General features: G+C 73.4%; 12 protein-coding genes. 4 read left to right on the top strand and 8 right to left on the bottom strand.

Annotation, left to right across the window (positions count from 1 at the left end; all coding sequences use genetic code 11):
- Position 1 precedes the first annotated feature (1 nt).
- On the bottom strand, positions 2-835 hold the full coding sequence (locus ACFYUV_RS05985; RefSeq protein ID WP_352323689.1) for a DUF6039 family protein: 834 nt from the start codon (positions 833-835) through the stop codon (positions 2-4).
- 134 nt (positions 836-969) lie between these two features.
- Here ACFYUV_RS05985 and ACFYUV_RS05980 point away from each other — a divergent pair, with 134 nt between their 5' ends.
- Positions 970-2,253 (top strand): cation:proton antiporter, encoded by a 1,284-nt coding sequence (locus ACFYUV_RS05980; protein WP_387665450.1) that lies wholly within the window; start codon positions 970-972, stop codon positions 2,251-2,253.
- 1 nt (position 2,254) lies between these two features.
- On the opposite strand, the gene ACFYUV_RS05975 is transcribed toward ACFYUV_RS05980, so the two are convergent.
- Both ACFYUV_RS05975 and ACFYUV_RS05970 read right to left on the bottom strand, forming a co-directional pair.
- Complete coding sequence (locus ACFYUV_RS05975; RefSeq protein WP_387665447.1) at positions 2,255-2,893, bottom strand: 4'-phosphopantetheinyl transferase; 639 nt, start codon at positions 2,891-2,893, stop codon at positions 2,255-2,257.
- 59 nt (positions 2,894-2,952) lie between these two features.
- Complete coding sequence (locus tag ACFYUV_RS05970; protein WP_387665444.1) at positions 2,953-3,873, bottom strand: nitroreductase/quinone reductase family protein; 921 nt, start codon at positions 3,871-3,873, stop codon at positions 2,953-2,955.
- Positions 3,874-4,033: 160 nt separating this feature from the next.
- Between ACFYUV_RS05970 and ACFYUV_RS05965 the strand changes: the two genes are divergently transcribed.
- From ACFYUV_RS05965 to ACFYUV_RS05955, 3 genes are all read left to right on the top strand, one after another.
- Positions 4,034-5,431 carry an MFS transporter gene (locus ACFYUV_RS05965; protein ID WP_387665442.1) on the top strand — a complete coding sequence of 466 codons (1,398 nt, stop codon included), beginning with the start codon at positions 4,034-4,036 and terminating at the stop codon, positions 5,429-5,431.
- 35 nt (positions 5,432-5,466) lie between these two features.
- Positions 5,467-6,531 (top strand): alkene reductase, encoded by a 1,065-nt coding sequence (locus ACFYUV_RS05960; RefSeq protein ID WP_387665440.1) that lies wholly within the window; start codon positions 5,467-5,469, stop codon positions 6,529-6,531.
- 487 nt (positions 6,532-7,018) lie between these two features.
- Entirely contained in the window at positions 7,019-7,753 is a 735-nt protein-coding gene (locus ACFYUV_RS05955; RefSeq protein ID WP_387665438.1) for a glyoxalase, read from the top strand.
- Positions 7,754-7,795: 42 nt separating this feature from the next.
- Here the strand turns inward: ACFYUV_RS05955 and ACFYUV_RS05950 are convergent, their stop codons facing one another.
- Genes ACFYUV_RS05950 through ACFYUV_RS05930 form a run of 5 tightly spaced genes read right to left on the bottom strand, consistent with a single transcriptional unit; the run spans position 7,796 to position 13,719 of the window.
- Entirely contained in the window at positions 7,796-9,094 is a 1,299-nt protein-coding gene (locus ACFYUV_RS05950) for a phenylacetate--CoA ligase family protein (protein ID WP_387665436.1), read from the bottom strand.
- Complete coding sequence (locus tag ACFYUV_RS05945; protein WP_387665433.1) at positions 9,091-10,302, bottom strand: hypothetical protein; 1,212 nt, start codon at positions 10,300-10,302, stop codon at positions 9,091-9,093. The genes ACFYUV_RS05950 and ACFYUV_RS05945 overlap by 4 nt, the downstream gene beginning before the upstream one ends.
- The gene (locus tag ACFYUV_RS05940; RefSeq protein ID WP_387665430.1) at positions 10,299-11,582 is read right to left on the bottom strand and encodes a phenylacetate--CoA ligase family protein; all 1,284 of its coding nucleotides are present in this window, start codon (positions 11,580-11,582) and stop codon (positions 10,299-10,301) included. The genes ACFYUV_RS05945 and ACFYUV_RS05940 overlap by 4 nt, the downstream gene beginning before the upstream one ends.
- Positions 11,579-12,781: an ATP-grasp domain-containing protein gene (locus ACFYUV_RS05935; RefSeq protein ID WP_387665428.1), complete on the bottom strand. Its 1,203-nt coding sequence runs from the start codon at positions 12,779-12,781 to the stop codon at positions 11,579-11,581. The genes ACFYUV_RS05940 and ACFYUV_RS05935 overlap by 4 nt, the downstream gene beginning before the upstream one ends.
- On the bottom strand, positions 12,778-13,719 hold the full coding sequence (locus tag ACFYUV_RS05930) for a glycosyltransferase family 2 protein (RefSeq protein WP_387665425.1): 942 nt from the start codon (positions 13,717-13,719) through the stop codon (positions 12,778-12,780). The genes ACFYUV_RS05935 and ACFYUV_RS05930 overlap by 4 nt, the downstream gene beginning before the upstream one ends.
- Positions 13,720-13,788: the final 69 nt, after the last annotated feature.

The following is a 13,788-nucleotide window of genomic DNA, read 5'->3' as shown; positions in this document are numbered from 1 at the left end:
CCTAGGGCACCATCAGGACGTCGTGGATGCTGGTCGGCACGAACAGCCGGTCCCACTGCCCGCCGCCGTGCCGTTCCGGGACCCGTTCCACGTCGTAGACCTCCTTGCGCATGCCCTCGCCGCGGTCCACCTCCTGAACGGCCTGGTAGTCGTCCAGCTCGCGCAGGTGGATGAGGGCGTGCAGGCGGTCCTGCCGGCCCCACGTCTGCTCGTAGATGAAGGCGGTGGCGCGGCCTTCGAGGTTGGCGTTGAGGTAGCGGGACCAGTCGTAGAGGAACTGCCGCCCCTCCTCGCGCAGCTCGTAGCGCGCGTCGGCGGTGCGCAGCACGATCGCCCCGGCGGTCGCCGAGTTGAGCTGCTGCTGCTGCGTGGTCTGGTACGTCGCGGGCGGCACGAACGTGCCGGGCACGTCGTGCACGTCGTCGGTGAACCCGTGCTGCGGGCACATGACGGTCTCCTGGAGACTGCCGTGCACGAACATCTTCTCCCAGTTGCCGCCGCCCTTCTTGGGCAGCCGGTCCTTGAGCGAGATCTGCTGGAACGCCTCGTCGTGGTCCACCATCTCGATGAGCTTGCTGTACTTCTCGGGGGACTTCATGTGCACGAACCAGTGCAGCCGCTCGCGTACGCCGAAGACCTCCTCGTAGCAGAAGGTCGTGGCGACGCCGGCCTGGGCGCGGTTCATGTAGTCGAGCAGGTCCACGCTGAAGTCGCGGCCCTCGCGGGCCATGCCGTACTCCAGCATCCCCACGCGGTGGATGATCAGGCCCGCGTTGCCCGAGTGCAGCAACTGGTCGGGGGGCAGGGTGGTCTGATACTGCGCCGGCTTCGTCATGCCCCGAATGTCGCCCACGGGGGCGGGAAGCTCCGCTCAATATTGAGCAGGCCCCCGGCGCGCCTGTCGCGGGCGGGCTCAATATTGAGCAGCAGGGCGGCGGCCCGATCGGCCTAGCCTCTCCTGTGCCTGACATGCCTCTGGGAGCCCACGAACTGCTGGTCTTCATGCTGCAGCTGGGCCTGCTCCTCGGTCTCGCCGTCCTGCTGGGCCGGCTGGCCGTGCGCCTGCGCATGCCCGCCATCGTCGGCGAGCTGACCGTGGGCGTGCTGCTCGGCCCGTCGTTGCTGAACCATCTCGCCCCCGCCCTGAAGTTCACCCAGCTCCACCTGCTGGACGCGGTGGGCCAGGTCGGCGTCCTGCTGCTGGTCGCCATCACCGGCGTCCAGCTCGACTTCGGCCTGGTCCGGCGGCGCGGCGCGACGGCCGTCAAGGTGAGCGTCGCCGGTCTGGTCGTGCCGTTGGGGCTCGGCGTGGCCGCCGGTTTCCTGCTGCCCGCCTCCCTGCTCGTCGAGGGCACCAGCGTGACCGTCTTCGCGCTGTTCCTGGGCGTGGCCACGTGCGTCAGCGCCATCCCCGTGATCGCCAAGACGCTGACGGACATGAAGCTGCTGCACCGCGACGTCGGCCAGCTCTGCCTGACGGCGGGGATGGTGGACGACGCGTTCGGCTGGTTCATGCTCTCGGTCGTCTCGGCCATGGCGACCACCGGCGTGCGCACCGGGCAGATCGTGTTGTCGCTGGTCTACCTGGTCGCGCTGGTGCCGTTCGCGCTGTGGGTGGGCCGGCCGCTGGTCCGTTGGACGATGCGGGCGGCCACCCGCTCGGACGAGCCGGGCCCGGCCGTGGCCGCCGCCGTGGTGCTGGTGCTGCTGGCCGCCGCCGGCACGCACGCGCTCGGCCTGGAGGCCATCTTGGGGGCGTTCGTCTGCGGCGCGCTGATCGGACGGTCCGGCCACGCCGACGCCGCGTGGCTGGCCCCGCTGCGCACGATCGTGCTGAGCGTGCTCGCGCCCCTGTTCTTCGCGACGGCCGGCCTGCGCATGGACCTCACGCTGCTGTCCAGGCCGGACGTGCTGGCGGCGGCCGGGGTCGTGCTGGGGGTGGCGATCGTGGGCAAGTTCCTGGGCGCGTACCTCGGGGCGCTGCTGAGCCGGTTGAGCGCGTGGGAGGCGTTCGCGCTGGGGGCGGGCATGAACGCGCGCGGCGTCATCGAGGTGATCGTGGCGATGGTCGGCCTGCGCATCGGCATCATCGACACGGCGATGTACACGATCGTGATCGTCGTCGCGATCGTCACCTCGCTCATGGCGCCGCCGATCCTGCGCGTCGCGATGAGACGCGTCGAGCTCACCGCCGAGGAACGCCTGCGCCGGGCCGAGCACGAGCAACTGGTCGAGCCCGGCCGCCGCGGCTGACCTATCGGGGGACGACGACCGCCGTGGCCAGCAGCCCGGGGGCGGCCGTCCAGCGGCCCGCGAACTCCGCCAGCGGCGCGTCCGGCGGCAGCAGCCTGGCGCGGAAGCGGCCGTCGAGGGAGAAGGCGAGCGAGCCGTCGTCGAACCCCAGCCACTCGCCGGTCAGCGGGAACCACGCCTTGTAGACCGACTCCTTGGCGCTGAACAGCAGCCGGTCCCAGCAGGTGCCGGGCCGCAGATCGCGCAGCTCGCGGACCATCGCGGCCTCCTCGGGCCGGGCCACCATGCGGAAGACGCCTTCGGGGAGCGGTTCGTGCGGTTCGGCGTCGATGCCGATGCTGCGCACGTCGCCGGCGTCGGCCACGGCCGCCGCGCGGAACCCGGCGCAGTGCGTCATGCTGCCCACCGCGCCCGCCGGCCAGCGCGGCGCGCCGCGCCGGCCGGGGACGATGGGCGCGGGCGGGATGCCGAGGGCCGCCAGCGCCTCGCGGGCGCAGTGGCGGACGGTGGCGAACTCGCGCCGGCGTTTGGCGACCGCCTTCCTGACGGCGTGCCGCTCCTCGGGGAAGAGCCGCACGCCGGGCGGGTCGCCGTAGGCGGTGGAGACGGCGACGTTGTCCGGGACGAGCGTCTCGATCATCGAGTGTCCCTCCTCCTGGGCCGGCGGGTGCCCCTCCGTCTACCCACAGGCCGCCGTCGTCACCGCTCTCCGGCGAGCGGTTCGAGGACGAGGACCGGGATCAGGCGCTCGGTCTTCGCCTGGTAGTCGGCGTAGTCGGGGTAGGCCGCCACCGCCCGCCGCCACCAGACGTCCTTCTCCTCCCCCGACACCTCGCGCGCCCGGTAGACGCCGGTCGCCGTGCCGTCCTGGAGCTCGACGACGGGCTCGGCGAGCACGCTGGCGTACCACTGCGGGTTGACCGGGGCGCCGCCCAGGGACGCGACGGCCGCGTAGCGCCCCTCGTGCTCGACCCGCATGACCGGCGTCCTGCGCAGTTTGCCGGTCTTCGCGCCCCGGTAGGTCATCAGCACGACGGGCCGGTCCTTGATCGTGACGCCGTCGGTCGTGCCGGTGCGCAGGATCTGCTCGACGTGCTCGCGGACCCAGTCCGACGTGCTGGGCTCGTACTCGCCGGTCGGCCCCTGCCCGGCCCGCCGCGCCGCCTCCGCCGGGCCGTGCCGCCGGCCGGGGCGCTTGTCCACGTTGTCGGTGAGAGCGTTGATCAGGGCGGGCAGCCCGGCCACCGTCCCGGCCGGCAGCCCGGCCACGGTCTCCTCGGCCAGGTCGACCCAGAGCCGCTTGACCTGCTCGGCCAGCGCCCGGCCGCTGTCGGTGAGCTCGACCACGCTGGCCCGCTTGTCGGACGGCGCAGGCGTGCGGCGGATGTGACCGGAGGCCTCCAGCTTGCGGCTCATGAGCGTCACGCTGGGCGGCTCGCACCCCAGCGCCTCGCTGAGCTGCGCCTGGATCCTCGGCCCGGTGCGGGCGAGTTCGAGCAGGAGCGCCTCCTGCCCGGGATGCAGGCCGAGCGGGGCCAGCAGGGCGGCGGCCCTGGCCCGGTGGCGCAGGCTCAGCAGGCGGATCGCCTGGTTGACGGCGTCGGCTTGCGCGAAGTCCATGATCGCTCCTTGACGGAAATTAGTTATCTGCATAATAGTTATCCGCGTAACCAAATCCTACACGGCCGGGGCACGGCCCGCGGGAGCCGGGGCCGTCCCCGGCGCGGCGCACGCACGCCGCGCGTCCACGGCGGCGAAGCAGACAAGAACGGAACAATCCATGACGAGCATCGGCGCCGCCGCCCGGCGGGCCACCCCACGAACCATCCCGTCCTGGCTGATCCTGGCGCTGGCCTGCGCCGGCCAGTTCATGGTCATCCTGGACGCCTCCATCGTGAACGTCGCCCTCCCCGCCATCCGCGCGGAGCTCGGCTTCACCCCCACCGGGCTCGCCTGGGTGGTGAACGGCTACCTGCTGGCCTTCGCCGGCTTCATGCTGCTGGGCGGCCGGGCCGCCGACCTGTTCGGCCCGCGCCGGACGCTGGTCGCCGGGCTGCTGCTGTTCTCCGCCGCCAGCCTGGCCGCCGGCCTGGCCACCGCGGCGGAGGTGCTGGTCGCGGCCCGCGTGGCACAGGGCGCCGGGGCCGCCATGATGACCCCCGCCACGCTGGCCGTGATCAACACGTACTTCACCGAGCCGGGCGCACGTGCCAGGGCGTTCGGCGCCTGGTCGTCCGCGGGCGGCGTCGGCGGGATGATCGGCGCGGTGGCCGGCGGCGCCATCACCACCGGCCTGTCGTGGCGCTGGGTCTTCCTGATCAACGTGCCGGTCGGCGCGCTGCTGATCGCCGTGGCCCTCGCGGCGCTGGTCACCGTACAGAGCGCGCGGCGCGAGCCGCTCGACCTCACCGGCGCGGTCACCGCGACCGCCGGCCTGGCGGCCCTGGTCTACGGGGTCATGCAGAGCGCCGAGCACGCCTGGTCGTCCGGACGGGTGCTCGTGCCCGTGCTCGCCGGCCTGCTGCTGCTCGCCGTCTTCGTCGTGGTCGAGGCGCGCTTCGCCGGAAGGCCCATGCTGCCCCTGCGGCTGCTCCGTATCCGGGGGGTGGCCGTCGGGAACGGCATGCTGCTGCTGTTCGGCGGGATCACCATCGCGATGTGGTACTTCACGTCGCTGTTCCTGCAGAACGTCCTGGGCTTCAGCGCGCTGCTCGCGGGGCTCGGGCAGACGCCCGCGGCGGTGACGTTCATGCTGGTCGCCCGGGCGTCCGCCGCCCTGCTGCCGCGGGCCGGGGCGCGGGCGCCGGTGCTCGGCGGCGGCGCGCTGTTCGTGGCCGGGTTCGGCTGGCTGTCCCTGGCGCAGGCCGGCGGCGGCTACCTCACCGGCGTCCTCGGACCCACGCTGCTCGTCGCGGCCGGCATCGGGCTGACCTTCCCCACCCTCATGGCCGCGGCGACCGCCGAGGCGCCCGAAGGCGCGGCGGGCGTCGTCGGGGGCCTGGCCAACACCACCAGCCAGGTGGGCTCGTCGATCGGCCTGGCGGTCCTCGCGACGGCCGCGGGCGCCGCCGGCTCCCCCGAAGCCCTCGCCGACGGCTACGGCCTGGTCTTCCTCATCGCGGCCGGGCTCGGCCTGGCCCTGGCGGCGGGCGGCTTCCTGCTGCCGCGCCGCGCCTGACCCGCCCCCAACCCTTCCACCTTAAGGAGATTTCCATGTCCATCGCCTTCGATCCGATCGCCGTGGGCCGCACGAAGCTGGCCAACCGGGTCGTCATGGCCCCGATGACCCGCAGCCGCGCCCGCGACGGGCTGGTGACGAGCCTGACGGCGCGGTATTACGCCCAGCGCGCCTCCGCCGGGCTGATCGTCACGGAGGGCGTCCAGCCGTCGGTGATCGGCCAGGGCTATCCCTTCACGCCCGGCCTGCACAGCGCCGCGCAGGTCGCCGCCTGGCGCGAGGTCACCGGCGCGGTGCACGCGGCGGGCGGCAAGATCTTCGCCCAGCTCCTGCACACCGGCCGGATCGGCCATCCGGTGCTGCTGCCCGAGGGGGCGGTCCCCGTCGCGCCGTCGCCGGTGGCCGCGCGCGGGCAGCTCTTCACCCCCGACGGCGTCAAGGAGTTCGTCACCCCGCGCGAGCTGACGGAGCCCGAGATCGAGCGGACCGTCGCCGACTTCGCGGACGCCGCCCGCAACGCCGTCGGGGCCGGCTTCGACGGCGTGGAGCTGCACGGCGCCAACGGCTACCTGATCCACCAGTTCCTCGCCCCCGGCAGCAACCGGCGCACCGACGGCTGGGGCGGCTCGGCGGACGGGCACGCCAGGTTCGCCGTGGCGGTCGTCTCCGCCGTGGCCGGCGCGATCGGCGGCGACCGCACCGCGTTGCGGATCTCTCCCGGGATGCCGAACAACGACATGCACGAGCCCGACCCGCGGCCGGTCTACGAGGAGCTGCTGGGCCGGACGTCCGGGTTGGGGCTGGCGTACCTGCACGTCATGGAGGCCGCCGACCGGGAGCTGACGCGTGCCCTGCGGCGGCTCTTCCCCGGCCCGCTCGTCCTGAACCCGCACACCGGCGACCGCCCGACCGGCCCCGAGGACCTGGCGCTGATCGAGGACGGCACCGCGGACCTGATCGCCTTCGGCCGGCTCTTCCTCGCCAACCCCGACCTGCCCCGCCGGCTGGCGACCGGCGCGCCGCTCAACGCCCCGGACCCGGCCACCTTCTACGGCGGCGACGCCGCGGGCTACACCGACTACCCGGCCCTGCCCGCCTGACCGGCCGGTCGCGGGGCGCGGACCCGCCACCCTTTTTGATCTTCAAGGATGCGGCCGGCCGGAATTTCGGTCGGCCGATAAAGCGGCTCCCTTGCGGAGTAGGCGGTCGGAGGCGGTGTCAAGGAAGGTCCGCGCCCCACGCCCCGGCGGCGATTGGCCCGGACCCGCGCGAACAGGACGCCACCAGCCTCGATGCGCACCTCCACCCGCCGGAGTCACCGAAACGTGATCGGCGCTCTTTTCCCACGCATTCTTCGCCTCGCGCATGATTCACGGGAGAACAATTCCTCGGCGAATTCAGGGCGGGCGGATCGCCGGAAATTCACCGCCGCCCGATCGCTATTCAAATGATTCGGGAAAAGCGCATTGTCCGATCAATTGCGTCCCGGAATTCAGCGAACAAGGCTGCGGGACGTCATGGAACGATCCATATGCGAGAGGCCGCCGAGGATGCCAGCATCGTCGGATGGCCCAAGAGGTGGAATCCATGACCGAGCCCGCGATCCGTCCCAACGAGACGACGGTTCCGGTGCTGCCCTGCCCTTCCCCCGAGCAGACCCTGGAGTTCTTCGAGGCGCTCGGGTTCACCGTCACCCACCGGCAGACCCGGCCCTACGTCTATCTGGCGATGCGCTGGAGCGGGTTCGACCTGCATTTCGGTCCCGCGCCGAAGGACTTCGACCCCGCCCGGGACGCGACCGGGGCGTGCCTGGTCCTGGTCGACGCCGTGGCGCCGTACCACGCCGCGCTCGTCGCGGCCATGCGCCGGGCCTACGGCAAGGTGCTGAGCTCGGGCCTGCCGCGGATCACCCGCTACCGGCCCGGCGCGTCCAGGTTCACGCTGACGGACCCGTCCGGGAACTCGATCATGTTCATCCAGCGGGACGAGCCGGCCGAGCTGGAGTACGGCGGCTCCAAGAAGCTGACGGGCCTGGCCAAGGCGCTGGACAACGCCCGGATCCTGCGCGAGTTCAAGAACGACGACCTGCAGGCCTACCGGGCGCTCAAGTCGGCCGTGCGCCGGCACGGCCCGCAGGCCCCGGCGGCCGAGCGGGCCATCGCCCTGTGCCACCTCGCCGACCTCGCCACGGCGCTCGGCGAGCCCGCCGAGCCGTGGCTGGCCGACCTGCGCGGCATCGAGCTCACCGCCGACGACAGGCGGCGCGTCGAGTCCGAGCTCGGCCACCTCGCCGACCTGCGTGAGTGGCTCGGGCCGAGCTGACGGCGGGCGGACCGGCGGCGGACGGCCGGGCCGCGGCGGGCGTCAGGAGGCGGGGGTGTTGTGCATGATCTTGACCATCCGCACCTTGCCGTTGGGCTCCGGGGTGATGCTGTCCACCGTGCGCGCGGTCACCTCGAAGTCCTTGGCGACGGCGGCCACGGCGTCGCGGACCCGCCCGGCCAGGTCGGCGGGGGCCGACGGCGAGGGCACCAGCAGGATCTCCACCGCGCCCGGCCGGTACTGGAGCACCTGCACGCCGCGCACGCCCGCCGTCGGCATCACGGCCGGGTTGGTGAGGAAGTTGGCGTGCACCGTGCGCCCGTCGGCGGCCACGACGCGGTCCTCGGTCCGTCCCTGGATCCGGCGGATGATCGGGGTGTGGAAGGCGCGGCACGGGCAGTCGTCCGGCTCGATGAGCACGCGGTCGCCGAGCCGGTAGCGGATCAGCGGCATCGCCTCGGCGTGCAGCCGGGTCACCAGGACCTCGCCCTCGCCGTCGGCCAGCGACACGCCGCCGTCGTCGTGCAGCACCTCCACCACCACGTCGGCCGAGCGCAGGTGCATCGCGCCCTCGGGGCAGGTGCGGCCGATCGTGTACGCCTCCACCGAGGCGTACACCTCGTGGCCGCGCGCCCCGAAGTAGTTCAGCACGTGCTCGCGGGCCTCGGGGGTGAGCGTCTCGCCGGCGAAGATGACGGTGTGCACGCGACGGTAGGCGATCTTCCTGCGGCGCAGCTCGTCCACGAGGGTGACGATGCAGCCGGGGAAGCCCCACAGGAACGTCGGCCGTCCGCGCAGGAACGCCTCGACCTGCTCGTCCAGGCTGCGGCTGGTGTTGACGTGGACCGTACGGGCCAGGCCGAGCCGCTGCAGCCGGTGCGGCCGGAACTCGCCCACCCGGAAGTAGCCGATCCGGTCCCAGGGACGCAGGCCCGAGGCCAGCAGGTCCTGGAGGTAGGTGGCGCGCAGGTAGCCGAGGTCGCCCTCGGAGTAGAAGGGGCGGATGGGCACGCCGGAGGAGCCGCTGGTGGGCGCCTCGCGGGTGTTGTCGGGGGTGAACCCGGCGGCCATCAGCTCGGCGGGCGGCAGGTCGCGCAGCGTCGTCCGGTTCAGCATCGGCAGGGCGGCCAGGTCGGCGGCGGTGGACAGCGCCGCCACGGCGTCGGCCGGGAACACGCGGCGGTAGTACGGCACGTTGGCGTGCGCATGGCGGACGAGCCCCGTCAGCAGCCGGTCCTGCACGACCTGGAGCCGGGCCGGGTCCATCCGGTCCCGCGACCGCGCCAGGTAGAGGTTCCGCACCACCGGCACCACCGGGATCGTGCTGGGCAAGCCCTTCATGAGGTCTCCTTCTTCAGCGTGGCCAGCATGACGCCGCCCTTGACCACCTCGCCCGCGCAGTACGCCAGCAGCGCGCCGAACGCCGTCGCGGCGGGCACCAGGAACCAACCGGCGGCGGCGACCACCGCGAACTGCAGGCACGCGGCCACCGCGGCCAGCCGCCGTCCCCGGTCGTCGGTGTTCTCCACCAGCAGGAACGCGGGCAGCACGGCCACCGTCAGGGCCGCCTCGGCCAGCAGCGCCGCGCCGGTCGCCACCATGCCCCGCTGGCCGCCCGCCAGCACCACCCCGAGCACGACCACCGCCAGGGCGCCGGCCGGCACGGCGGGCGCGAGGATGCGCCGCGCCATCCGGCGGGCGCCGGCCTCGCCCGTGCCCTCGATCCAGACCGCCACCCGCGGCTGGAGGATGCGCAGCAGGTACGACACGCCCATCACGACCACCGACAGCGCCACCGACCACACGTAGAAGACGCTGGTCTGCTGCGCGTCGCCCAGGTGGGCGAAGTACGCGAACGTCACCGAGGTGGCCGCGACCGCGGTCACCTCGCCGACGCTGAGCAGCGCCGCCGCGCGCACGGCCGGGCGGTAGGCGCCCTTGTCCGCCCTGCCGGCGCGCCCGCGGATCAGCCCGGCCGCCAGCACGGCGTTCAGCACGGCCAGCACGCCGACGTGCAGGGCCAGCAGCGCGTTGGCCCGCATCCCGGTCAGGGCCACCAGCCCCACGCCGGACGCCTGCGCGACGGCGAGCGTCAGGTAGGCGAACACGTCGGCCCGCGCCCGCCCGCGCAGCCGGTTCAGCGCCGCCATGACCGCGCAGCAGCCCAGCCCGCAGGCGTAGGCGGCGGCGGCCGCGTACCGGGCCGGCGCGCCGCCGGGGTCGGCCGCCGCCAGGGCCAGCCAGACGGGCACGGCCAGCGCGAACGGCGTGGCCGCCAGCAGCATGAACAGCGGCCGCAGCGTCTGCCCGCCGCGCCGCGGCACCAGCGCCAGCGCCGCCTTCTCGATGCCGCTGGACGTCAGCGCCAGCAGCCAGCCGGACACGCCGTTGGCGGTGGCGTACAGGGCGAACTCGTCGGCGCCCCAGAGGCCGAGCAGCACCAGGTTGGCGGTCCACAGGGCGGCGCGGAACGCGCCGCGCCCGGCGAACAGGGCCGCCGTCACCGCCACGAGGCGTGGCGGCGGCCTGCGGCGCAGGCTCACGGTCACGGGCCGGCCTGTGCCGACTCGACGAACCTGCCCTTGCCGCCGGGGGTGAGCGTGACCCGTTCGGCCTGCTCGAAGCGCACCTCGACCGGGCCGCCCACCTGCTTGGCCAGCCCGTCCCGGTAGGCCGCGGCCACCTCGTCGAAGTCCCGGCCCGCCTCGGGGACCAGGTGGACGGTGACGTTGCCGTCGGCGTCCTGGCGGACCATGCTCTCGGCCACGCCAGGCGTCCACATGGCCAGCGACAGGAACGTGGCGGTGTAGACGCGGTGGCCGCCGGGGAAGGTGATGTAGTCGTCGGACCGGCCGCCGGTCACCCGCATGCGCATGAACCGGTTGCCGCAGCCGCACTCCCCCGGCACGATCATGCCGCGGTCGCCCAGGCGGTAGCGGACCAGCGGCATCGCCCGTTCCCTGAAGTGGGTCACCACGACCGCGCCGTCCTGGCCGTCGGGCACCGGCATGCCGTCGTCGTCCACGATCTCCAGGCGGACGCGGTCCTCGTCCACGTGCATCGCGCCCCGGTCGCACTGGGTGGAGACGGTCAGCACCTCGTAGGCCGAGTACTCGTCGTACACCGGCACGCCGAAGCCGTTCTGCAGCAGCTCGCGCACCTCGTCGGTGAGCAGTTCGGAGTCGGTCATGACCATGCGCAGCGTGCGCCGCAGCCGGGCCACGTCGGCGGGCGAGGCGGCGCGCAGCAGCCCGCGCAGCACCACCGGGTAGCCCATGATCAGGTGCGGGCGCACCTTCAGCACGTCGGCCAGGATCTTCGCGTCGCCCTGCCCGGCGCCGATGACCGTGCGCGGGAACAGGCCGAGCCGCTGGAACCAGCGCAGCGGGCGGGGGAACGGCTTGATGTGCGCGATCCGCCACCACGGCCGGTAGCCCGACAGCAGGAAGCGGCGGAAGATGGTCGCGCCGTGGTAGCCGTAGGCGGCCACGTCGTGCCGCACCTCCAGGACGCGGCCCGTGGTCCCGCTCGTACGGTCCAGCCGGTAGTCCTTGGCGCTCAGGCCGGGCGTGTGGAAGCGGGACAGGTCGCCGTCCAGCACGGTGGCCTTGTCCAGGATCGGCAGCTTCGCCAGGTCGGCCAGGCTGTGCAGGGGCACGTCGTAGCGCGGGTCGGCGTAGTGCGGCACGTGCGCGCGGGCGAAGGCCAGCAGGTCGCGCAGGCCGTCGAGGGTGAGCCGGTCGGTCTCGGCGCGCGGGCGGCGGATGGCGCGGAAGGCGTCCACGACGTGCCGCACCTCCCGCACGGCGACGCCCAGTCCATGGCTCACAGGCCGTCCCCGATCTCGAAGCGGAGCAGCCCGGTGGCCTCGGCCAGCACGCCGGCCAGGGCGTCCCGGCCGGAGGCGGCGACGGTCAGGTAGCCGAGCTTGGCGCCCGCCCGCGTGTAGCGCTCCACGTGGTCGCCGGGGGCGGCGGCCAGCACCAGGTCGACGACGCCGGGCAGCGCCCTGACCTGCTCCTCGCCGTCCACCCGGACCAGCTTGCCGTCGCGTTCCGCGTTGAGCACGCGGACCGCGCCGTACCGGGTCGCCGCCGGGGTCAGGGACGGCGTCTCGCCCATGGCCGACAACACGTACTGCTCGACCACGTCCACGCCGTGCACCAGGCCCAGCAGCTCGGCCAGGCCGTTGCCGCCCAGGCGGGCGCCCATCTCGACGAGCACGACCTCGCCCGTCCCGGTGACCAGCACGTCGGCGCTGAGCGGCCCTTCGCGCAGCCCGGTCTCGGCGCAGATCGCGTCGAGCATCGGGCGCACGGCGTCGGTGACGTGGTCCGGGCCCGGCATGGTGTGCTGGACGGTGATGAACAGCGGCGGCGGGGTCAGCTCCCGTTCGGCCAGGCCGATCAGGGCCACCTTGCCGCCGATCACGAACGCCTCGGCCGTGTAGTGGGCGCCCTCCAGGAACTCCTCGGCCACGACGCGGCCGGACAGCGACCACTCCCTGGCCAGCCCCACGGCCTCGGGCAGCTCGTCCGGCGCGCGGCACAGCGACACGCCGCGGCTGCCGGAGGAGTCCACCGGCTTGACCATGAGCGGGAAGCCCAGGTCAGAGGCGTCGCGCAGCACCTCCTCCGCGGTGCCGCTCACGTGGCGGGGGCCGGGCAGGCCGAGCCGGGCGCACATCGCGCGGAACCAGCCCTTGTCCACCGAGCCGCGCACCGCGCCCTCCGACAGCCCGCACGGCAGGCCGAGCCGGGCGGCCAGGGCGAGCTGCGAGGGCAGGTTGACGTCGCTGGCCGGGGAGACCACGCCGGCCAGGTCGTCGCGCTCGGCCAGGGCCCGCGCGACCCGCGGCACGTCGCGGGTGCTGAGGTCGAGGAACTCGTCGGCGTGCGCGACGCCGGGGGCGTCGGCCCGCATGTCCACGCAGATCGTGCGCACGCCGAGGCGGGCCGCGGCGCGGATGGTGCTGATGGCGCCGTCCGCGCCGCCGAGAACCGCGATGGTGCGGCCGGCGCCGGTCATGTGAGCCTCCCGGCGAGCAGGTCAGCGGAATCGACCGGCACGTTGGCCTCCCGTACGAGGAACAGCGGCGGACGGGCCTGACCGCGAGAGATGTGCAGAAGCGTGCGGGCCATCATGCTCAGCCCGAACAGGGCGGCGGCCAGCGCCAGCCCGAACAGCAGCGCGCTGCCGGTGATCCCGGCCAGCAGCGCCACGGGCAGGCCGATCAGGCCCGCCCACACCGCGGCCGAGATGGGCCGCGACGAGAAGCCGAAGAACAGGTCCAGCGAGTGCCTGGCCAGCCCGCGCACGGTCACCTTGGACGAGCCGTGCACCCGCGGCCGGTGCGCGGTCGGCACGGTCGTCCAGGCGCGCGTCAGGCGCGGCAGCGTGGCCAGGAAGTACGGCGTGCCGAGCCGCAGGTCCACGATCCGGCGCGCGATCTCCGTGCGGACCAGGCGGAACGTCGTGGCGCGCGGCGGGATCTCGATGCCCAGCAGCCGCCGCGCCAGCCAGTCGTGCACGATCGACGCGGTCCGCCGCGGCCAGGGGTCCTTGCGGTCCACCCGGATGCCGAACACCGCGTCGTACCCGTCGGCCGCCCGCTCGATCAGCCGCTTGGCCTCGGTGGGCGGGAACTGCAGGTCGGCGTCGAGATGCAGCACCCAGGGGTTCCGGGCGTACCGATAACCGGCCGAGAAGGCGGCCTCCACGCCGAAATTCTTGGACAACGATATGAACGACACACGATTGTCACTCTCGGCGATCATTCGAATGCGCGCGAGCGTGTCGTCCGTACTGCCGTCGTCGACGAAGAGAATTTCGAGTTCGCCCTGGTCACCCAGCGCGTCTGCGATTTCGCGATAGGTGTCAGGGATGTTGTCGGCCTCGTTCAGGCACGGAACGACCACGGTGAGTGCCAGGCCGTCCGGCGGAACCGGAAGCGGATGCTCATTCATGGAACGGTCTTCACCACGTGTATCAACCCCGGTTCACCCTGTGACAGGGCCCGGGCATTCCCACCCGGC

This window comes from Nonomuraea sp. NPDC003560 (genome assembly GCF_042878785.1).
In the GTDB taxonomy this organism is placed as follows: Bacteria; Actinomycetota; Actinomycetes; order Streptosporangiales; family Streptosporangiaceae; genus Nonomuraea.
This window is presented reverse-complemented; position numbering and strand designations above follow the sequence as displayed.